Origin of the sequence: Pantoea sp. EKM101V, assembly GCF_011800325.1 — a bacterium.
GTDB lineage: Bacteria > Pseudomonadota > Gammaproteobacteria > Enterobacterales > Enterobacteriaceae > Pantoea > Pantoea anthophila.
In genome coordinates this window covers 47816-69044 of record NZ_JAALFP010000005.1, presented here as the reverse complement: position 1 = coordinate 69044, position 21229 = coordinate 47816, and the positions used below count along the sequence as shown (strand labels likewise).

Annotated in this window: 18 protein-coding genes, 1 tRNA gene and 1 pseudogene; 11 read left to right on the top strand and 9 right to left on the bottom strand. The window is 57.0% G+C overall.

The annotated features are described in order from the left end of the window. Positions 1-228: 228 nt before the first annotated feature. Positions 229-1179: a substrate-binding domain-containing protein gene (locus tag HFD92_RS09780; protein ID WP_167428864.1), complete on the top strand. Its 951-nt coding sequence runs from the start codon at positions 229-231 to the stop codon at positions 1177-1179. Here the strand turns inward: HFD92_RS09780 and HFD92_RS09775 are convergent. Next, the gene (locus HFD92_RS09775) at positions 1172-2053 is read right to left on the bottom strand and encodes a ribokinase (protein ID WP_167428863.1); all 882 of its coding nucleotides are present in this window, start codon (positions 2051-2053) and stop codon (positions 1172-1174) included. The two genes, HFD92_RS09780 and HFD92_RS09775, sit on opposite strands and share 8 nt — an antisense overlap. A gap of 29 nt (positions 2054-2082) precedes the next feature. Between HFD92_RS09775 and HFD92_RS09770 the strand changes: the two genes are divergently transcribed. After that, entirely contained in the window at positions 2083-2928 is an 846-nt protein-coding gene (locus tag HFD92_RS09770; protein WP_058957603.1) for a BtpA/SgcQ family protein, read from the top strand. Between the two features lie 64 nt (positions 2929-2992). On the opposite strand, the gene HFD92_RS09765 is transcribed toward HFD92_RS09770, so the two are convergent. Beyond that, positions 2993-4282, bottom strand: coding sequence for a DUF445 domain-containing protein (locus HFD92_RS09765; RefSeq protein WP_167428862.1), 1290 nt, complete (start codon positions 4280-4282; stop codon positions 2993-2995). Positions 4283-4530: 248 nt separating this feature from the next. Here HFD92_RS09765 and HFD92_RS09760 point away from each other — a divergent pair, with 248 nt between their 5' ends. Beyond that, positions 4531-5025 carry a hypothetical protein gene (locus HFD92_RS09760; RefSeq protein ID WP_167428861.1) on the top strand — a complete coding sequence of 165 codons (495 nt, stop codon included), beginning with the start codon at positions 4531-4533 and terminating at the stop codon, positions 5023-5025. A gap of 32 nt (positions 5026-5057) precedes the next feature. On the opposite strand, the gene HFD92_RS09755 is transcribed toward HFD92_RS09760, so the two are convergent. Further along, entirely contained in the window at positions 5058-6560 is a 1503-nt protein-coding gene (locus HFD92_RS09755; protein WP_167428860.1) for a helicase HerA-like C-terminal domain-containing protein, read from the bottom strand. 160 nt (positions 6561-6720) lie between these two features. Next, complete coding sequence (locus HFD92_RS09750; protein ID WP_167428859.1) at positions 6721-8292, bottom strand: ABC transporter substrate-binding protein; 1572 nt, start codon at positions 8290-8292, stop codon at positions 6721-6723. A 690-nt stretch (positions 8293-8982) separates the two neighbouring features. Between HFD92_RS09750 and HFD92_RS09745 the strand changes: the two genes are divergently transcribed. The 3 genes from HFD92_RS09745 to HFD92_RS09735 are packed head-to-tail and all read left to right on the top strand — an operon-like array spanning position 8983 to position 12779. Continuing rightward, positions 8983-9711, top strand: a complete 729-nt coding sequence (locus HFD92_RS09745; protein WP_167428858.1) for a gluconate 2-dehydrogenase subunit 3 family protein — start codon at positions 8983-8985, stop codon at positions 9709-9711. 31 nt (positions 9712-9742) lie between these two features. Continuing rightward, positions 9743-11512: a GMC family oxidoreductase gene (locus HFD92_RS09740; protein ID WP_009092335.1), complete on the top strand. Its 1770-nt coding sequence runs from the start codon at positions 9743-9745 to the stop codon at positions 11510-11512. Positions 11513-11516: 4 nt separating this feature from the next. Next, a complete protein-coding gene (locus tag HFD92_RS09735) occupies positions 11517-12779 on the top strand; it encodes a cytochrome c (protein ID WP_167428857.1) in 1263 nt (420 codons plus the stop codon). Positions 12780-12826: 47 nt separating this feature from the next. Here the strand turns inward: HFD92_RS09735 and HFD92_RS09730 are convergent, their stop codons facing one another. From HFD92_RS09730 to HFD92_RS09720, 3 genes are all read right to left on the bottom strand, one after another. Further along, positions 12827-13495, bottom strand: a complete 669-nt coding sequence (locus tag HFD92_RS09730; protein WP_140923198.1) for a MarC family NAAT transporter — start codon at positions 13493-13495, stop codon at positions 12827-12829. A 15-nt stretch (positions 13496-13510) separates the two neighbouring features. After that, positions 13511-14146 (bottom strand): hypothetical protein, encoded by a 636-nt coding sequence (locus HFD92_RS09725; protein ID WP_167428856.1) that lies wholly within the window; start codon positions 14144-14146, stop codon positions 13511-13513. Positions 14147-14277: 131 nt separating this feature from the next. Continuing rightward, positions 14278-14787 (bottom strand): DUF2501 domain-containing protein, encoded by a 510-nt coding sequence (locus tag HFD92_RS09720; RefSeq protein WP_009092330.1) that lies wholly within the window; start codon positions 14785-14787, stop codon positions 14278-14280. A gap of 533 nt (positions 14788-15320) precedes the next feature. Here HFD92_RS09720 and HFD92_RS09715 point away from each other — a divergent pair. Further along, positions 15321-15722 carry a DUF2382 domain-containing protein gene (locus tag HFD92_RS09715; protein WP_167428855.1) on the top strand — a complete coding sequence of 134 codons (402 nt, stop codon included), beginning with the start codon at positions 15321-15323 and terminating at the stop codon, positions 15720-15722. A 16-nt stretch (positions 15723-15738) separates the two neighbouring features. Further along, positions 15739-16737: a YsnF/AvaK domain-containing protein gene (locus tag HFD92_RS09710; protein ID WP_167428854.1), complete on the top strand. Its 999-nt coding sequence runs from the start codon at positions 15739-15741 to the stop codon at positions 16735-16737. A 118-nt stretch (positions 16738-16855) separates the two neighbouring features. On the opposite strand, the gene HFD92_RS09705 is transcribed toward HFD92_RS09710, so the two are convergent. Further along, positions 16856-17521 carry a bifunctional 2-polyprenyl-6-hydroxyphenol methylase/3-demethylubiquinol 3-O-methyltransferase UbiG gene (locus HFD92_RS09705; protein ID WP_167428853.1) on the bottom strand — a complete coding sequence of 222 codons (666 nt, stop codon included), beginning with the start codon at positions 17519-17521 and terminating at the stop codon, positions 16856-16858. Then, positions 17518-18531: an HNH endonuclease domain-containing protein gene (locus HFD92_RS09700; protein ID WP_167428852.1), complete on the bottom strand. Its 1014-nt coding sequence runs from the start codon at positions 18529-18531 to the stop codon at positions 17518-17520. Before HFD92_RS09700 ends, HFD92_RS09705 begins: the two co-directional genes overlap by 4 nt. 265 nt (positions 18532-18796) lie before the next feature. Between HFD92_RS09700 and HFD92_RS21785 the strand changes: the two are divergent. From HFD92_RS21785 to HFD92_RS09680, 3 genes and pseudogenes are all read left to right on the top strand, one after another. Beyond that, positions 18797-19824 (top strand): annotated as a pseudogene (locus tag HFD92_RS21785) (DUF1176 domain-containing protein). A gap of 11 nt (positions 19825-19835) precedes the next feature. Further along, positions 19836-20867: a DUF1176 domain-containing protein gene (locus tag HFD92_RS09685; protein WP_167428930.1), complete on the top strand. Its 1032-nt coding sequence runs from the start codon at positions 19836-19838 to the stop codon at positions 20865-20867. Between the two features lie 208 nt (positions 20868-21075). After that, a tRNA-Leu gene (locus HFD92_RS09680) sits at positions 21076-21160 on the top strand. Positions 21161-21229 lie beyond the last annotated feature (69 nt).

Genomic DNA, 21229 nt, shown 5'->3' with positions numbered 1-21229 from the left:
GCCAGAAGCGAATGTTAAAGGCAGTTTACCGCACGACCCGGGAGTCACTCCCAAACCCGATTAATTGCTTTCACACGTGCACCATAATGGACGGTGTGCAGAAAGTCGATTATTCAGGTTCTGGCTGAAGCAGCCATTCAGACGATATTTGCCCGCCAACATTATTCCCTCTGCATTTGAATGCGGAGATCGACTGGTTATCGCTCATTCCCGACGAGGAATTTTAAGATGATGGCATTTAACACCAGAAAACTGCGTGCTGTTGCGCTGGCAACCGGCTTACTGTCTGCGGGTTCATTATTTTCACTGGCGAAAGCCGCAACCACTTATGCGCTGGTTCAGATCAATCAGCAGGCCCTGTTTTTTAATCAGATGAATAATGGCGCCCAGGAAGCAGCGAAAGCCAGCGGTAAAAATTTAGTGATCTTTAACGCCAACGATAATCCAGTGTCTCAAAACGACGCCATTGAAACCTATATTCAGCAGGGTGTGAAGGGCATTATGGTGGACGCGATTGACGTCAACGGCATTATGCCAGCGATTAAAGAAGCGGCCGCCGCCAGAATACCGGTTATTGCGATTGATGCGGTATTACCGGCAGGCCCACAGGCGGCACAGGTGGGCGTGGATAACCTGGAAGGCGGCAAAATTATTGGTCACTATTTTGTCGACTACGTGGCGAAGAATATGGGCGGCAAAGCGCGACTGGGCATTGTGGGCGCGCTGAATTCGGCCGTGCAGAACCAGCGTCAGAAAGGGTTTGAAGAAACTCTCAAAAGCAATCCGGGCATCACCGTCGCGGATGTGGTTGATGGCCAGAACGTGCAGGATACGGCGATGACGGCGGCAGAAAACCTGATCACCGGCAACCCGGATTTAACCGCTATCTACGCGACCGGCGAGCCGGCACTGCTGGGCGCGATTGCGGCGGTGGAAAACCAGGGCCGCCAGAAAGAGATCAAAGTCTTTGGCTGGGATCTGACGTCCAAAGCCATCAGCGGGATTGATGGCGGTTATGTCACGGCTGTCCTGCAACAGGATCCGAAAAAGATGGGTGAAGAGGCGGTAAAAGCCCTGAACGCGATTACCGCAGGCAAAACCGTGTCGAAAACCATTCTGGTCCCGGCCACGGTGGTGACCAAAGCCAATGTGGACAGTTATCGCGCAATGTTTAAATAACCGCTGGCTCGCCGCCTGACTGGAGCAGCGCGGCGAGTTCCTCTGCGGTGGGGAAGGCCTGACGTGTCCCGTGACGGCTGACAGTCAGCGCCGCAGCCTGACTGGCATGCGTCAGTGCTAAAGCATCGATTTCCCCCCCGCGCCGGATCGCGGAAGCCAGCATCACGGCAAGAAAGGTATCGCCTGCGCCGGTGGTATCGGCGGCATTAACGGGTTGCGCCGGACAAAACGTTCGCTGGTCGCCCTGCGTCAGCCAGGCGCCCGCGCTGCCCAGAGTGGTCACTAACGTTTTCACTCCGCGAGGCTGCAGCTGCTGCGCTTCGTGCTGATTGACCACGGCGATATCGACCAGCGACCAGCATGAGGCAAAAGCGGCGTGCACGGGTGAGGGGTTAAATACGGTTATCAGGCCGCAGGATTTGGCCAGGCTGAACAGCGCCTGGGTTTTTTCGGGCGAGAAATTGCCCTGCTGCACCAGCAGATCGCCCGGACGCGCGCTGGCCAGATGGTGGCTAAGCGTAGTGATATCCAGCGCATCTGCCGCCGATGTACTGGTAATAATGGCGTTATCGCCATCGGCGCTGTGCAGAATAAGCGAGGTGTCGCTCAACGCAGTCATGGGCTGCGTGGGCAGTAACGTCACGGGCTCGTTCATGAGCTGCTGACGGATCCATTTTCCTTTGCTGTCGTGACCGGTCGCGGCAATTAAACAGGTTTCAATGCCGCAACGGGATAACACTATCGCCTGATTCGCGCCTTTTCCGCCGATATCCTGCGATCGCTGATAACCGTGAACAGAGGCGCCCTTAGCCGGAATATCTGTAACAGACCAGGTTTCGTCGACAGTAATATTTCCAGCCACATAAACACGCATAGTGTTTTCCCGAACAGGATAAAGAAGCGATGGTTGCTATATCAGCAGGAAAAATTGATGCAATACAAGCGATATTTTCACGCCCTAAAGCGGTTATTGGCGTCATTCATTGTGACCCCTTCCCGGGCTCACCAAAATATCGGGGCAAACCTGTCAGCGCGATAATTGATCGCGCATTACGCGATGCGGAAAATTATATTGCTGGCGGGGTTCACGGCCTGATTGTGGAAAATCATGGCGATATTCCTTTTTCAAAACCTGAGGATATTGGCCCGGAAACGCCGGCGCTGATGGCGGTGATTACGGAAAAAGTGCGGGAGCGTTTCGGCGTGCCGCTGGGCATTAACGTGCTGGCGAATGCCGCGCTGCCTGCCTTTGCCACCGCGCTGGCGGGCGGGGCGGATTTTATCCGCGTCAATCAGTGGGCGAATGCTTATATCGCCAACGAAGGCTTTATTGAAGGGGCTGCCGCGAAAGCGCTGCGCTACCGTAGCCAGCTGCGGGCCGAACATATCCGGGTATTCGCCGACAGCCATGTTAAACACGGCAGCCACGCGATAGTGGCCGATCGCTCCATTCGGGAACTGACCCGCGATGTCGACTTCTTCGAAGCGGATGCGGTTATCGCCACCGGACAACGCACCGGCGACAGCGCCACGCTGGAGGAAATCGACGAGATCCGCGCTGCCACCACCTTACCGCTGCTGGTGGGGTCGGGCGTGACGCCCGCCAACGTCTGCCAGATTCTGGCGCGCACGCAGGCCGTGATTGTGGCCAGTGCGCTCAAAGTCGATGGCGTCTGGTGGAACGATGTGGATCGGGAGAGGGTAAAAGCCTTTATGGCGGTCGCGCAGCCTGCGCTGGAGCAGCCATAACCGCCCTTTATTGCCAGATGCAGAGAACAAAAGCCCCGCAGGGAGGCGAGGTTTTTTGGTTACGTCAGCCCAGCCAGCCTTTCACCACCGGCAGTACGGCGGGGAGCTGCGACAGCAGGTAGAGGATCAGCCCGATAGTGCCGCCTACCAGCGTCCCGTTGATGCGGATAAACTGCAGATCCTTACCGATGTTCAGCTCTATCTGCTGCGACATATCCCGCGCATCCCAGCTTTTCACCGTGTCGCTGATATGGCGCGTCAGGAAGCGGGCAAACTCCGGCGCGACGCTGCGGGCGGCCTGCTCCAGGTGCTGATTCATTGAGTCGCGCAGCGCCGGGTCGGCGGCCAGGGTTTCGCCCAGCCAGCGTGCCGCATCGCCTATTTTCTCCTTCACGCGTGAATCTTCGCTGCTGAAATCTGCCTTGAGCCAGCTGCGCATATCATTCCAGAGCTCGCCGATGTAGCGGTTAAAAGAGGCATCCTCTTTCAGCCAGCCTTTGATCTCGTCGGCGCGGGCCGCCATTTCCGGGTCACTCTGCAGCTTCACGATGAGCTTCTCAACCGCCCGGTTAAAGCCCAGCCGCAGTTCATGGCCCTGATCCAGCGCCACATCATCCAGCAGGGAATCCACCGCGTTCGCCACCAGTTCTGCGCTGTGCTCGCCCAGCCACTCGGTCGGCAGCATTTTCGCCTTGATGGGATGCTCGCGCTTCAGCCAGCGCACCAGCTGGTTAGCGATAAACTCCCGGGTGGTGGGTTTGTGCAGCAGCTTCAGCAGCTGGTCGATTGCCGCGTCCAGCAGCGCCTGGTGACGATTGTTCTTCGTCAGGCTCTCCAGCACCAGGGCGCTGGTCTGGCTGAGATCGACTTTGTCGATAGCGCGATGCACCGCACGACGCATAAAGGTCTGGATGCGGGTGTCATCGGTCAGATCCAGGAAGCCGCGCATCACCTGCAGCAGATGGCGGCCCACGCGGTCGGCGTTACCTGGCGCATTGAGCCACTGCGCCAGCAGGGTGGAGGGATCGTAACGGCGGATCAGATTCAGCAGCGAATCGGTATCCAGAAACTTCTCCTGCACAAAGCGCCCCAGATTCTCACCGATGCGATCTTTGTTGCGCGGGATAATGGCCGTATGACGGGCAATAAACGGCACCGGCACGCGGCGAAACAGCGCCACCACCGCAAACCAGTCGGCCAGTGCGCCGACCATCGCGGCTTCCGCTATGGCTTTGATGCCGCTGACGTAAAAGCTGGGCGGCAGAAACAGTGTGATGACAAAGGTGAGGGCGGCCAGCAGCAGCAGCGAAAGCGCCAGGCGTTTGGTCCGTTTGAGTTCGCGTTGTTTATCCATATCCTGATCTTAGCAGTTTGCCTGCTTAACAGGTCAACGTTCTCCTCTCCCGGTCGAAAAACACAGTTAAGTCTGGCACGGATTTATGCGGTCTTAACCGGACGGATGAGGCGCTGACCAGACTGTTCCTAAAAACTAATCACCTTAAAAATTACCACTCTGATAAACAGTTACGGCGGTGTACATTCCGGAGGCAGTCTCCTTACGTTGACGCACCCTATCCATGGAACCAGACCAGGAGAATTCACGTGAAAGCAATCGCAACGGCAACCGCCAGTCTGTTGATGTTAATGAGTGGTATCGGCGCGCATGCCGAAGGGCTGACCACCTCTGCTGATGGAAAAAATCTGACCGTCAGCTTCGGCAAGCCCACCATTAAGCAGGTCCTGCATTACCGTAAAATGTACGACAAAAAACCCTTTCCCGATGCCGAAATTTATTACTACGACAACGGCACCTATAAAATCATCTCGCAGGGTGAAAACCATTACGGCGTCTACGTGATGCAGGGCAAATTCGATGATGAGACCTTCACGGTGCGCTTTATCTCGCTGCCGTCCAGCGACTGGGGTAACAAGACTGCCTTCCATCAGCTGACCTTTGTGCGCGGCGATAAGCAGAACGTGTTTATCCAGAACGCGATTGTCGATACCGGCGAAGCGATTGCCCAGCAGAACGGCACCTACACGCAGGAAAAGAACACGGTCACCAACCCGGTCTCCACCCACTGGAAACATCAGTAGCGTTAAGGTGGCAGCCCGGCTGCCACCCACCTTTAGCGGCGACGACCGCCAAACAGGCTGCCCAGCACGCCGCGAATAATCTGGTGAGTAATCTGACGCCCGGCGCTCTTCGCCATGGTCTGCACCACACCATCCCGCTTGCCGCCGCGCGGACCGGTGCTGCCAAACAGGATCTCTTTTAATCCCCCCAGAATCCCGTCATCAACCGCCACCGTGTTGCCTTTAGCTTCAGGCGCATTGGCCTTGTCACTGGCGGCCTGCACGCCCTGTTGCAGCCGTTCATAAGCCGATTCCCGATCGATTTCCGTGTCATATTTGCCATACAGCGGCGAATGGTTGATCAGACCGTTGCGCTCATCGCCTGTCACCGGCCCCATGCGTGAACCAGGCGCAATCACCATGGCGCGCTCGACGACCGACGGACTGCCTTTGGCATCCAGGAAGGAGATGAGTGCTTCGCCGGTGCCGAGCGCCTGAATGGCCTCTGCGCTGTCAAAAGCCGGATTGGCGCGCAGGGTCTCTGCGGCGGTTTTCACCGCTTTCTGATCTTTGGGGGTGAAAGCGCGCAGGGCATGCTGTACGCGATTGCCGAGCTGGCCCAGCACCCGATCCGGGATATCCGCCGGGTTCTGGGTAACAAACCAGACGCCGACCCCTTTGGAGCGGATCAGGCGCATCACCTGTTCGATCTTCTCCAGCAGCACCGGCGGCGCGTCGGTAAACAGCAGGTGCGCCTCATCAAAGAAGAAGACCAGCTTAGGCTTATCCAGATCGCCCGCTTCCGGCAGACGCTCATACAGCTCTGACAGCAGCCACAGCAGGCTGGTGGCATAGAGTTTCGGCATCTGGTAGAGCTTTTCAGCGGAGAGGATGTTGATGACGCCTTTACCGCTGCTGTCGACACGCATCCAGTCGGCGATATCCAGCATCGGTTCGCCAAAGAAGTGCTCTGCACCCTGTTGCTCCAGCGTCAGCAGACCGCGCTGAATCGCGCCGATCGAGGCGCTGTTGATATTGCCATACTGGGTCTGGAAGCTCTTCGCGTTGTCACCGATGTACTGGGTCATGGCGCGCAGATCTTTGAAGTCCAGCAGCAGCAGCCCCTGATCATCGGCGATGCGGAAGATAATCTGCAGTACGCCGCTCTGCACCTCATTAAGGTTCATCAGGCGCGCCAGCAGCAGCGGGCCGAGATCGGAGACGGTTGCCCGCACCGGATGGCCTTTCTCGCCGAAGATATCCCACAGCACCACCGGATTGCTCTGCGGCTGCCAGTCGGTGACGCCGATCTTCGCCAGTCTCTCCTGAAGCCTTTCGCCGGACTGACCGGCCATCGCCACGCCGGTTAAATCGCCTTTCACGTCGGCCATAAAGACCGGCACGCCGCTGGCGGAGAAGGATTCGGCCAGCTTCTGCAGCGTGACGGTTTTACCGGTGCCGGTTGCGCCGGTGATTAAGCCGTGGCGGTTCGCCATTTGCGGTAACAGATGGAGTTCGACGTCAGGCGTCCGGGCAATCAGTAGCGGAGATGTCATGATTTTCCTCTCTCGGGCAACGGGTTATGCCTGAAGGATAGCAAGCGAAGGGCAGGGAAGAGGAGAACAATTCGTCAAAAGCGAGGCCGTTGCGCTGTGACGCAACGGCCTCGCTTTTACTGGCGTCATTTCAGGCAGGCTGCCATCCCTGCCGGGTTTTCTACTTCTGCACCTCTTCAAAATTGAGCAGGCTGACGCCGATACCCTGCTGCAGGCTCTTCAGGTTGCTGCGCACGGCGACCTGAGTTGCGCCCTGCAGCAGCAGAACAAACGGCGAATCCTGCTGGACGCGGGTCTGCAGGGCCGTATAAAGGCTGCGACGTTTTGCGGCGTCACTCTCTCCGGCGGCGGCGCGGGTCTGCGCGCTGAGTTCAGGGATCGTCCAGCCGACGCGCCAGGCCAGGGTTTTGCCGCCGCCGGGCACGTTATAAGCAAAGGCGCTGGCGTTGGTGTTGGGATCGATGTAGTCCGCGCCCCAGTAGGAGAAGATCGCCTGGAAGTCACGGCTGCGCATTTTGCTCCACAGCTCCGATTCCGCCACCGGCTGAAGATCGAGTTGCACATCGGCTTTAGCGAAGCTCGCCTGCAGCGCCTGCGCCACGTCGATGTAAGGCGGCTGATTGACCACCGTCAGCGCGATATGCGTGCCCGGTTTAATGCCGCCTTTCTGCAGAATTTCCTGTGCCTTTTTCAGATCGTAGTGGAACGGCGTGGTATTCAGGGTGCCGTCAAATCCGTCCGGCAGGAAGCTCTGGTGAATACGGTACTGACCTTTCAGCAGCTGGTTCGCCAGGCTCTCATAGTCCACCAGCCAGCGCGCCGCCTGCCACAGCGCCGGATTGCCCAGCGCCGGTTGCTGCGGACTTTGGGTGTTAAAGCCGAGGTAGTAAACCAGGCTCGACGGGAAGGCCTCGACGCGCACCCCCGCCGTGTTCTTCAGCGCGGCGATCTGGTCCGGGCCGAGCTGATAGGCGACATCCACGTCTCCCTGCTGGATCAGCAGCCGGCGGCTGCCCGGATCGGCCACCCCTTTCAGCAGAACGCGCTTCAGATGCGGTTTTTGGGTGCTGTAGGGATTGGCCTCCAGCACCAGCGCCTGCAGCGGCACAAACTGCCTGATGGCGTAGGCGGTGCTGCCTGCCGAGTGCATCTTCAGCCAGCCGTTGCCGTAGTCATTGTTATTGGCGTGCTGCCGGACCAGCCTGCTGTCGACAATTGAGGCGACCGGCGCGGTCAGCAGGCGCAGCGCCAGGTCGCGGCCAATCTCCGCCGGCCAGCGCAGCTCAAGCTGGTGGTCGCTGATCACCGTGAACTGCTGGTCGATATTTTCTGGCGTCCAGCCAAACTCGCCCAGAATAAAAGAGGGCGCTTTATTCAGCTTCACCGCGCGGGTTAAGGAGAACACCACATCCTGAGCGGTCAGCGGATTACCGCTGGCAAAGCGGGCCTGCGGATTAAGATCAAACACCAGACTGTGCGGTGTTTTGCCCGCCTGCCAGCGGGTCGCGGCCAGCGGTGAGAGCTGCTGCGGATTGTGATGATCCGGCTCCAGCAGCATCTGGTAGATATTGCGCAGGCTGCTGTTGCTGACCGTTTCGAAACTTTCCGCCGGGTCAAAACTGATGATGCCATCCAGCGGAACGGCCACCACCAGCGTATCGGCGGGGGTGGCCGCATGTGCGGAGTGAACCAGAGTTAGAGCCGTTAACAGGGACAAAAGCGTTTTTCGCATAGAGGGTTATCCTGAGTCGGTAATGGCTCTACTCTAGCGGGCGTCCGATAATCTCAAAATGCCGGTTTGTTCTGAGCTTTGCACAAATATTCGCGTCAGGTTCAGACGGACAGAAAGGCGAATATAATGGCGGATTGTGATTATTTCTTTAAGACTCTTTTCGGTCCGGAAATATTATTCCTGCTCACCGAAGCAAAAGCCTGTTATCTGTAACTGACCACCTGAAAAAAGCGGCCTGTTTAAAGCGTGGCGTGCAGGAAAGACAGCGAACAGGGAAGCGTAATCTTTTTTAACGATCGATGAGCGTGATAATGACAATATGAAAACATCCCGCTGCATAGCTGCCGGGTAATGGCTAATTAACCGATTTTTATCGCTTTTTCCCGGCATTACCCCTTCCGGTTATGCTTTTTTCTGCCCGCTGAATGGGTGCCGTCTGATAACCTTTTTCGGCTGTGACAGCGCGTAAATTTTAAATTTACATTCAGACACATTTATATCCCTAAGATTGTCAGGTCTTTAACCGATATATTTTCTTTGTCACCGATAGATAATTCTACCCGCCCTTAATCGTTCTGCCGTCGTCTGTGCCGTGTGCGTGAATACCGGCGGGGAATACCCCTCTGCGCATCGCCTTTCAGCGTCATCAGCGATTAAGAGGGGTATTCAGCAGATGAGAGTCGTGCGGATATGCTTTTAGAAAAACCCACCACCAGGCGTAAATTTTTGCTCGGTTCACTGCTGGCGCTGCCATTAAGTGAGCTGGTGTTAAAGGGCATCACGGCGGCACAGGCGGCAGAGATGGCGGCCCCCGAGTTAGCCGATTACAGGCCGATCTTTTTCAGTGCCGACGAGTGGCAGTTCATCCTGGCGGCCACCGATCGTCTGATCCCGGCAGGCGGCAAAGGCAAAGCGCCGGGCGCGCTGGAAACCAATGTGCCGATCTTTATCGATCAGCAGCTGCACAGCGAAGCCTTCGGCAGTGAGATCTATCTGCAGGGGCCTTTCAATACCCAGGCTCCCGCGACGCTGGGCTATCAGATCCCGTTCCGTCCCCAGCAGATCTACCAGACCGGCATAAAGCTGCTCAATCAGTGGTGCCATGACACCCATCAGAAAGCGTTTGCTGCGCTGACGCTGGAGGAGAAGGATGCGGTGCTGACGCAGGTGAATAAAAACCAGATCGACTTTACCGCGCTGGGCGAAGCCGATCTCAGACCGTCACATTTCTTCAGCCAGCTGCTTTCCGATACCAAACATGGCTATCTGGCCGACCCGATGTATGGCGGCAATAAAGGGATGAAAGCCTGGATCGCCATCGGCTTCCCCGGCGCGCGTGCCAGCTTCACCGAGTGGGTGAAACAGCACAATGTGCCTTATCCGCTCGGCCCGGTCAGCATCAAAGGTGAACGCGCCTGAGGCGCTTCCACATCAGGTAAACAGGATTATCATGGCACAGGTTACTAAAAAAGAAGTCGACGTCGTGGTCTGCGGCCTCGGCTGGGCCGGCTCACTGATGAGTATTGAGCTGGCGCTGGCAGGACTGGAGGTGCGCGCCCTGGAGCGCGGCGGCGATCGCGATTATGACGAGTTCGCCTATCCGAAACCGGCAGATGAATATGCCTATGCGGTGCGCAACAAAGTGTTCGCCACCCCGGCGGAAGTGGCGGTCACCGTGCGCTACAACAGCAGCCAGACCGCACTGCCTACCCGCAAATGGGGCGCATTTGCACCGGGCACCGGCGTCGGCGGCGCAGGCATGCACTGGACGGCGGTACTGATCCGTCCCACTCCGACCGATATCAAACTCAAAACCTATGTCGACGAGGCGTACAAGCCCGGCATTCTGCAGGAAGATATGCGGGTGATGGACTTCCCCTTCAGCTGGGAAGAGATCGAGCCTTACTACTACAAATTCGAGCTGATCTGCGGCCAGTCGGGCAACACCGGCAACCTGCGCGGCAAAATCCTGCCGGGCGGCGATCCGTTTGAAGGGCCACGTTCTGAACCTTATCCGCTGCCCGCGCTGGAAGACACGCTGAACAATGTGATGTTCAAAGAGGCGGCGCAAAAACTGGGTTACCACCCGTTCCCGAACCCGTCGGCCTGTGTGTCGCGGGCGTGGAAAAACCCCTACGGCAACCAGATCGCCCCCTGCAACTACTGCGGCTACTGCAGCAAATATCCCTGCCTGAACTACTCCAAAGCGTCGCCGCAGACGGCGGTGATGGACGCGCTGAAGCGCATGCCGAACTTCTCTTATGAAGTGAACGCGGAAGTGATTAAGGTGGTGCTGAACGATGATAAGAAAACCGCCAAAGGGGTGATCTACATCGATGCGCAGGGCAATGAGTGCTTCCAGCCAGCGAAAATCGTAGTGCTGAGCAGCTTCCAGCTCTACAACGTGCGGCTGATGCTGCTCTCCGGCATCGGCAAGCCTTACAACCCGATAACCGAAGAGGGCGTGGTCGGCCGTAACTACGCCTTCCTGTCGAACGGCGGCGCGACCCTGTTCTTCAAAGATAAAAACTTTAACCCCTACGCCACCGCAGGCGCGACCGGGCAGATGTTTAACGATATCTCGCCAGGCAACTTCGATGGCCCCGGGCTGGGCTTCCTGGGCGGCGCGAAGATCCACAGTTCACAGGCGACCGGCACGCCCATCAGCACCGCGCTGCCAAAAGGCACGCCCTCCTGGGGCATGGGCTACAAGGAAGGCCTGGAGGAGTGGTACGGTCATTCGATGAAGATCAGTATCACCACCACCTGTCAGTCCTATCGCGATATCTATCTGGATCTCGATCCGAACTACAACGATCACCGCGGGCTGCCGCTGCTGCGTATGACCTTCAACTGGAAAGAGAATGAGCTGAAGCTGCAGCAGCATCTGAAAGGGATCGTCGGCAATATTGCTAAAGAGCTGAACCCCGACAGCATGAGCATGAGCTTCCTGCCGATGGGCGCGGATTTCGATATCACCAAATATGTCTCGACCCACAACGTGGGCGGGGCGGTGATGGGCGATAACCCGAAAACCTCGGCGCTGAACAAATACCTGCAGAGCTGGGACGTGCATAACGTCTTTGTGCCGGGCGGCAACGCCTTCCCGCAGAACTTCCAGGCGAACCCGACCGACACCATCGGTGCGATTACCCTGATGGCCGCACAGGCGATCAAAGATCACTACCTGAAAAACCCCGGCCCACTGGTACAGGCATAAGCGCATGAATAAGCTGAAACTTAACTCTTTTATCGCCAGCAGCACGCTGCTGCTGGGCAGCCTCTCTGCGCTGCCGGTTCACGCCGAAGATGAAGCACAACTGATTAAGCAGGGTGAATACCTCTCCCGGCTCGGTGACTGCATGGCGTGCCACTCGCTGCCGGGCAAGCCTGACTATGCGGGCGGACTGGCGATTACCTCGAACCTCGGCACCATCTTCTCCACCAATATTACGCCCGATAAGCAACACGGCATCGGTAACTACAGCGAGCAGCAGTTTGCTGACGCGGTGCGTAAAGGCATCCTGCCGGACGGCTCCCGTCTCTATCCGGCGATGCCTTATCCCGATTACGCCAGAATCAGCGACGCCGATATCCACGCGCTCTATGTCTACTTTATGAAAGGCGTAAAGCCGAGCGCAGCGCAGCCACCGGAAACGGATCTGAGCTTCCCGTTCAGCCAGCGCTGGGGCATGCGTTTCTGGAACTGGGCGTTCACGTCCGATAAGCCGTTCCGGCCAATCGGTGGCGCATCAGCCGAGGTTAACCGCGGGGCCTATATCGTGGAGAGCCTGGGTCACTGCGGCAGCTGCCATACGCCGCGCGGCCTGGGCATGAACGAGAAAGCCCTCGACAGCGGTGACGATCAATTCCTGGCAGGTGGCAGCCTGAACCACTGGGCAGTGCCGTCGCTGCGTGGCCTGCCGCACTGGAGCCAGCAGGAGATCGTGGATTATCTGCAGACCGGGCGTAACGATAAGGCGGCGGTGGGCGGCGAGATGACCTCTGTGATTGAGCACAGCAGTTCGCACATGACCGACGCCGATCTCAACGCCATCGCCGCTTACCTGAAGTTCCTGGGCGGCAATCCGCCCCTGCAGGCGTTTAACGTGCAGGCGCAGCAGGCTACGGAAGCGAAACTTACCGCGGCGAAAAATCTCAGCGAAGGTGAGCGTCTCTATCTGGATAACTGCGGTGCCTGTCACTTCGTGACCGGCAAAGGCGCACCGGGCGTCTTCCCGGAACTGGATCAGGCGACGATCGTCAACGCCAGCGACCCCACCGGACTGATCCATACGATCCTGGCAGGCGCACAGCAACCCTCTGTCGCTAAGGCCCCGTCAAAACTGGCGATGCCTGGCTTTGCCGGACGGCTGAGTGATGATGAAGTGGCGCAGCTGGCGACCTTTATTCGTCAGGGCTGGAGCAACAGCGCGCCAGCGGTGAGTAAAGATCAGGTGGCTGAGGTGCGTAAAACGCTGAAGTAACGAAGAAGGGCTTCCCCTCTGCCGGTCTGGAGAGGGGAACGCCCGGATCAGTGGAAGGTGCGCGCCACTTCCAGCACGCCGTTAATCACAAACTGCACGCCCATGCAGACCAGTAAAAATCCCATCAGGCGCGAGATCGCCTCAATGCCGCTCTTGCCGACCAGCTTCATGATCGCTCCGGAGCTGCGCAGCGAGACCCACAAAATCACACTCACCAGCAGGAAGGTCAGCACCGGCGCGACGCTCAGCACCCAGGCGGGAAAATCGACGCCGCTTTTCACCGTCGAGGCGGAAGAGATAATCATCGCAATGGTTCCCGGCCCGGCCGTGCTCGGCATCGCCAGCGGTACAAAGGCGATGTTCACCGGCTCTTTGGCCTCGTCCAGCTCATCCAGTTTCTGCTTTGCTTCCACCGAATGGCTGGCAGGCTTCGCCGGAAAGAGCATCCGGAAACCGATAAAGGCGACAATGAGTCCACCCGCAATACGCAGGCCGGGAATCGAGATGCCAAAGGTGTTCAGCACCGCATTGCCCGCGTACCACGCCACCAGCATGATGGCGAACACGTAGAGTGACGCCTGCCGCGCCTGACGGTTGCGCTCCTGGAAGTTCATGTCACCCGCCAGCCCTAAAAACAGCGCCACGGTGGTGAGCGGATTCGCCAGCGGCAGCAGCACGACCAGCCCCAGGCTTACCGCTTTGATCAGCTCCAGCATGTCAGATCCCCCTGATTAATGTTTCGGGCGCTCCAGCGCTTCCAGCAACTCGGGGAAGAAGTCCTGCAGGATTTCAGGCGTCATCAGTTCGGGATACTGCATCAGGTGTTCGCGGATGCGTTCGTTGACTTCCGGCAGCAGTCGCTGGGCCGCGGCGCTGGCGGTGATTTTATGCTTCCTCATGGCGCGCAACAGATCGCCCGGCAGAGCGTCTTCGTCGTCGCCGTCATCGACCATCTCCAGCGCGTCCAGCTCGTCGAACATCTCCATCAGCGCTTCGGTCTGCGGCGTGCGGGACTCATATTCGCGCGGATGCTCCTCCTCCAGGAAGCGCAGCATGGCGCGCATCGGCGTGCCGTCAGGGGAAGCAGGGGGTTCGGCTGCGAACCAGCTCAGCAGCTGGTGCATGGTGACCTGGTGAACGCGATAGCCGCTGTCGACCAGCTCATCGGCCAGCAGTTCGGCGGTTTCATTTTCTATCAGACAGATATGCGTGCGGTTGGGTTCGTACTGATCCAGCCACTGATAGATCTCTTCAATCACGCCATCGTCATACTCGAATTTTTTGCTGAGATAGCTGCCGTCCTGCTGGTGGACGCAGGCCTGGATCTGATCGGGGTCGAAGTAAAGTGCGATGTTGATGCCTTTCATGCGTGCTGTCCTGTAGAAACCAAAACAACACTATAGCGCTCAACCCCAGGTTAAGGGAATGTCAGGCATCACAGCACGGGGGAGTTTCCCGCTCCCCGCTGAACCGCGAGGAGAGGGAGGCAGAGAGGGGATCAGGAGATAAAGTTTTTGCCCTGCTTCAGGACCACGTCGCAGGCTTTGGTTTTGAGTTTCTCACCCATTGGCGAGTTGCTCAGGCTCTGCAGATTGAGCTGCTGACCGTTACCGGTGTTCAGCAGGCCTGCCAGGCCCTGGGTGTAGTCTGTCTGCTGCTGTTGCGCGGCGGGCGTGGTCAGGCCCAGCTTGCTCAGCACCTGATCTTTCACCGACTGCACATTGTTTTTCACCACGTTGTGCTCGACGCAGTACTGCATCACGCCGGCCGCGTTCGTCATGCTACTGGCGCTGACCGCTTTATCGCCGCCGCCCAGCATGCTGGTAATGGAGGAGAGCGACAGCCCGCCATTCTGCTGCGTGGTGCTGGTGGTGTTACCGCTATTCTGCTGGCTGAGCTGCGACGCTGCACTGCTCAGCTGATCCTGCCAGCTTGCTGCTGATGCACTGCCTGCGACCAGAAGCGCGGCCAGTCCCCATCCCCACACACTGCGTTGTGCCTGTTTCATCTCAACCTCGGTATCTGCGTATTCAGTTTTGCTAAGAGAGGCAGAGGCACAGAAAGTTCCTGAATTTTTTTATTTAATTCGACTTTAAGACTCTTCTGTAATCATGGCGCTGAATAATGGAGTAAAGCGCGGTCTGGGTTATTTCCCGGCGCAATGTTATGGCTGTGTAAATAAAGATCTGGCGCTGAAACATTATTTAATATTCTCGCCCATTATGGCAGGAATATTCCTGGTTGCCGCGAATTTTTGTGGCCTTTTTATCGGCATAATTCCTGATGCAACCTGCCGAAAGGTAACTATTTACCAGTGCAATCAGTTCTTTTCAGGTTTCTGTTTTTACAGGTTTTTCTATTTTTAGCGCAGCGGTAAAAACTGAGGTTTTATTTTGATTGATGTTAATCGAGGGGGCTGAATATAAATTTCATTCGCCGGAAATTTTATTATTCCGGCTTGCGAAATCAGCGAGAGTGTTCATGCTTAATCACTGTGTCAGGCAGTTGTGGCAGATATTTAATCTTAACGGGAGAATCAATATGGCTGGGCAGCCAGAACACAATAACTCTGCAGAAGTCGCGCTTAAACTCGCTGAAGAGAAAATAGCCCTGACGAAGCAAAAGATTGTGGATGGACATGTCCGGGTTACCCGTTCCACAACCGAGCATGACGAGGTCATCAGTACACTACTTAACCGGGATAAGGTTGAGGTTGAGCATGTAGCAAAAGCACAACCCGTAGAGATGATGCCCGATATCAGGGAAGAAAACGGTGTACTGATTGTCCCGGTAGTTGAAGAAGAAATCCAAATCGTCAGAAAACTGGTGCTTAAAGAGGAAATCCACATCCGAAAAGTGCAGGAACACGTTCCTTTTCAGGAAGTGGTGACCCGACGTGAGCAGCAGGTGAACGTTGAGAGAGATGACGATCAAACCCGCTAACAGAGAGGAACCTATCATGGCACAGGAAAAAATCGTAACACTGTTCGATTCTGCAAATCAGGCAGAGGCCGCGAAAAGAAATCTCGTGAAAGCAGGCTTTTCCGATCGGGACATCAGTCTTATCAGTGGAGAGCGTTTAGAGCAGGAAGGGCAGTCAGTCCGCCATCCGAGCCTGTGGCAGCGCCTGTTTGGCCATACCGTCGATAAAGATCAGGCGGATGTCTATACCCGGGCGATGGATAAAGGCGGCGTGGTTCTGACGCTGCGCACCGAAGAGGAGAAGCTGGCACGCGCCATGACGATTCTCCATTCACATGACTCGGTGGATGTCCCGTCACGTATGCAGAGCACCCTGGATAGCGGCACAACCGCGCCGGGCGTAAACCCGACGGCCGGTAAACAGTTTGCCGGTGAGACCAACGACCGTCAGGTAGAGCCGCGACGCACCTCGCTGACCGGTGATGAGAGCGAGGCCGATATTCTGCGTCTGGCCGAAGAGCAGATTGAAGTGGGTAAACGTCTGGTCAGCGAAGGCTCTACCCGTGTACGCCGCTATACGGTGACCGATACCGTTTCTGAAGAGATTTCGCTGCATGAGCAGCACGCTGACATCTTCCGCCGCTCGGTAAATGAACCCGCGCTGGCCGGAGAGGTGGACTGGTCCGAGAAAACCGTCGAAGTGGCGGAGACCCATGAGCAGCCAGTGATCAACAAAACGGCTCATGTGAAAGAAGAAGTGGTGGTGCGAACCGATGGCAGTGACCGCACCGAGACCATCAATGACACGGTGCGTCGTCAGGAAGTGGATATCGACCACGCCCGTGGCGGTCTGGATAGCGAACTGCCGGGTTCGGCGGCACGAGGCAAACCGGCAACCGCAGGCACGGCCTCACCCGGCGTGCAGAACCGCGACCACAAAGAGAGCCTGACGGAGAAGGTGAGCGAGAAAGCCAGCGAAGTGAAGGATAAGGTTGAAAACAAGCTGCATCATCGTGATTACGACCATTCGCACTGAGGCGCCAACCCTGACAACAGGCGCTGAGGGCAATGCCCGATGCTGAGCATGCACGAAGAAGCCAACCGCAAGGTTGGCTTTTTTGTGGGGGCGAAACCCCGCCTGAGAGGCAGAGAGGTCAGCTTAACGTTTTCCTGAGAATCGCATTCAGCCAGATCTCATCGCCCCGGCCGGCACGTAAATCACTGGTCTGCCAGAGGTGTGCTGTCTCAAGAGCGAACCTGTTCTCCCTGGCGCCCGCTTCTGTTGTTGTCAGCGGCTTATTTTCTGCCAGCGTCTGAGCGCCGTGAGCATTAACGCCATCAATCAGCTTCTGCAACCCGGCCACATCCATATCTGTAAATCTGCGGCCGTCCTTTTCCCGCTCGCCGCGACCATATTTGAACGAGAGATACCAGACGCCGTTTGGTTTCAGTGCGATGGCCAGCCTGGTCATGACGCCAGGCAGCTCCGCTTCGGAGATATGCAACAGGGAGGCGCAGCACCAGATCCCGTCGTATGTTTCAACCGCATCAACCTCCTGAAAACGCTTCTGCACCACCGCGTTCCCGGAAAACTGACGGGCCAGCGCAACCAGTTCGGCGGAAGCATCAAAGGCTTCGACGACAAAGCCCATGTCACTAAAGGCTCTGACGTCACGCCCTGAACCGCAGCCTGCATCCAGAATGCGTGCGCCGGACGGCAATTCCCTGATAAAAGGCCGGTAAAGTGCCGACATATCCACGTTGGCCGTATCGCGAAAAAACCGCTGAGCGTGCTCCCGGTAATACTCTTCGTTGCTCAAAACAGGCTGTCTCCCTGCGCCGCTGGCTGCCACTCGTGCAGCAGGGCAAATTTTGCCCTGTTCCAGCTCGTCTGCAGAAAGCTGTGCCGCTGTTGAGGCGTTTCGCCGGTCTGGCGGATTAACGTTTCCCGCAGTGGCAGGTGGCTGTTAATAAAGTATTCGTTTCGATCGTTCAGGCGCTGCAGCAGCGCGATTGAGGGAATACGAGCAAACTTACCCTGAGCACCGCGATTACAGGTCTGGCAGGCCAGCACCAGATTCCAGACGCCGTTGAGGTTGCCGATCTCTTCGCTGAGCATCAGCGGCAGGAAGTGATCGACATCAGCCAGGTTCTCCTCACCGCCCGTCACGCCAATCGGCCGGAAGCAATAAAAGCACCGGCCTTTCTGGTAGCCGTTCAGGCTGCTGCGACAGCTGGTAATGGTGACGCGGCGACCACTCTGACGGCTGAAAAGCATCTTGTCGTTATCGTCATAATCAACCGCAATCAGGTTACGTGAAACGTTCATCGCCCAGGCTTCTTCAACCAGCCGCCATCTGGCCTCTGTTTCCGCGACCAGACTGGCAAACTGATCATTTTCTGTCAGCTGGTAAAAGTTATCCGTCAGCCGGATGCCTTTATGGCTGCGCCGTTCATCCAGAAAGAAACGTTTGTCGATCTCCGCGTAATTCACGTTATGAAAGGCATCAATGACATTCGCAAAGCCGCGCTTCACGGTAATGGCAATCAGCTGATCTTCGGTGATGTCGCCCGCATTGAATTGCCTGCACGCCTCCAGAAAACCGCTGCTTTTGCTGGTGATTTGTTTAGGGGCATCCCGCAGGTGAGCACATAAATGACGCGTAAAGGGCACGGCCAGCGCCTCCAGCGTAATCAGATCGTTGTCTGGCTGCTTCAGGTCATAGAGCGCATGGGCCAGGGCAAACTTATAGGAGGCGACATTTTTGCCAAAGAGAATAACGCCGCGCCAGTAGTTTTCAAGGCGGGGATCGGCCTGGTAAAAGCGCATGCAGGTTCCTGTTTTGCGAGGCAGCTCGAAAATTCACGTAACAGGATCAGATAACAAACACAGGTAAATGTAAACCGTAAAGGGCGGGAGGAGCAGGGCGCGCTTTCAGGGATAAAAAGGCGTTAAAAGGTCATAAAGAGATTATGATAGCCGCTGTTGTCGGGCTCATCAGCAGGGACGCCCTCTGCTTAACAACAGATTGTCATTTCACTCACCTCACATTCAGGGAACAGGAAGCAGCGTGACGGTTATTCAGAAGCGGGTAATGCTAGTGGCAGCGCTTGCCACCCCGGTTATCGCCCAGGAAAGCGGCGTATCTTTTAATCACAAGGCGTGGTCAGTCGCCTGCGATAACACCTTAACCTGCCGTGTCGGCGGGCAAACCACAGAAGAGAATCTGGGCGGCGTGTTGCTGACGCGCGCAGCGGGCGCGGATACCGCCACCTCTGGCGAAATCATGCTGCCTGAGGATGATGAAAATCAGAAGCAGTTGACAACGCTTACGCTCTGGATCAACGGCCAGCGTGTGGGTGACGCGACGCAGAAAGCGCATCGCTGGTGGTTGTCAGATGCGCAGTCGCTGGACCTGATTCAGGCTATCAAAGGCCGCGGCACGGTGGAGTTCAGAGGGGATAATGAGACCCTCCAGCTTCCGGTGATGGCGCCTATGCAGCCCTGCTGAAAGTGGATGACGTGCAGGGCCGCATTAACACGCCGGGTGCCTGGGTGAAAAAAGGCGACAGGCCCGAAAAGAGCGTCGCGAAAGCCGTGGCTGTTCCGGTTATCCGGGCGGGACAGATCAGTCACTCCCAGCCCTCTGTTCCGACAAAAGAAGAGGCGGCAGCGCTCAGGCCGCAGCTGCTTGCCGCATTAACCCAGGATCAGGAATGTGATTATCTGACCGCAGTCGGAGAGAAGGACGTCAACGACCATATTATCAGCGGCGATATTACCGCCACGCCACTGGATGCAACGCACACGTTGCTCTCCACCCAGTGCTGGGGCGCAGCCTATAACCAGGGATACGGCTTCTGGGTCACCGACCCGCAACGCAAAGCGAAGCCGGTGGCCGTCACCACCGACGCACAGACCTGGGAAAAGGGTGTCATCACCAACGTTTCGCTGGCAAGCAGTGCCGGCAGCTGCGTGTTTAAAGAAGAGTGGGTCTGGGATGGCAGGGCGTTTCGTCAAAGCCTGGTGGAAATCAACGACGGCTGCTGGTTTCCACGTTCCCTCGGTGACAGAGTGATACCCACGCTGATATCTGACGTAAAACATGAGGGAATAAAGTGAACCGTAAACCGATGCTGTTCGTTCTGGCGATGCTCTCCCTGTCTGCTCAGGCCAGCCAGAGCGGCACTACTTTTGAGCACAAAGACTGGGAAGTCGCCTGTGATAATACGCTGACCTGCCGCATTGCGGGTTATGGCAAAGAAGAGGACCCGTCCGGCTCCATCCTGCTCACCCGTGCCGCCGGACCCGGAACAGAGACGGTCGGAGAGGTGACGCTGGGCGACACCGAAGATGACAGCGAACCGGCGGAAAAGCTGACGCTGTGGATCGACGGGAAATCAGCCGGCGATCTGGTGGCGGCTGACGACAACTGGCGCATGTCGGCCAGTCAGACTTCTGCGGTCATCAGCGCCGTCAAAGGCAACGGTAAAGTTGAATTTAAAGGTGGCACAAAGCCTTTCCTGCTTTCCGGCGAAGGCGCCTATGCCGTGCTGGTGAAAGCGGACGACGTGCAGGGCCGGATCGGCACGCCAGGCGCGCTCACCAAAAAGGGCAATAAGCCGGAGAGCAGCGTGGCTAAGGCTGTACCCGCACCGGTTATCCAGACAGCAAAAACCGTCAGCGGCGAACCCCGTCTGCTGACCGATGAGGAAATCGACGCGCTGAAAACCCGACTGCTTTCAACCGTCAATCGCAATGACGATGACACGTGCGACAGCCTGTACTCACCTGCCGAAAACAGCGATCCGGAGACCGACGGACTCACCCTTACGCCACTGGATGAGACACATGCCTTGCTTTCGGCGCTCTGCTGGCGAGCGGCTTACAACGAAGGCTATGGCTACTGGGTGATTGATAATCAGCTAAAAGGCCAGCCGGTGCTGGTAACCGTGTCCGGGTCGGATTACGACAAGGGCGAGATCACCAGCGTGCAGAAAGGCCGGGGCATCGGCGACTGCATGAACCAGGAGAGCTGGGTGTGGGACGGTCAGGCTTTCCGCAAAAGCTATGACGGCGGAACCGGGATGTGCCGTTATATCCATGCGGGCGGCACCTGGGATCTGCCCACGCTGGTAGCGGATGTGAAGCCTGTTTCGGGTTAGCGCTTTGGTTACGCCTGGAAACCATGAGGTCTGGAGGAACCGCTGCAGAGCGGGTGAGGGGAGTAATCAGCGTCAGCAAGGCTGTCATCTGATGAACGTAAAATCTGAAAAGACGGTTTTTTCAGCAGTTGTATCTTAGCCTGCGGATAAGGGTTGCGGAAACAGGGGGTAACGGTATAATCCCCAACGTTTTCCGCATCCCTTCAGTGCCGAAGTGGCGAAATCGGTAGACGCAGTTGATTCAAAATCAACCATCGAAAGGTGTGCCGGTTCGAGTCCGGCCTTCGGCACCATTGAGATATACGAGAACATCCGGGATAGTCCATAATTCCCTGAAATTAAAGCCGAAAGGCTTTTTTTTT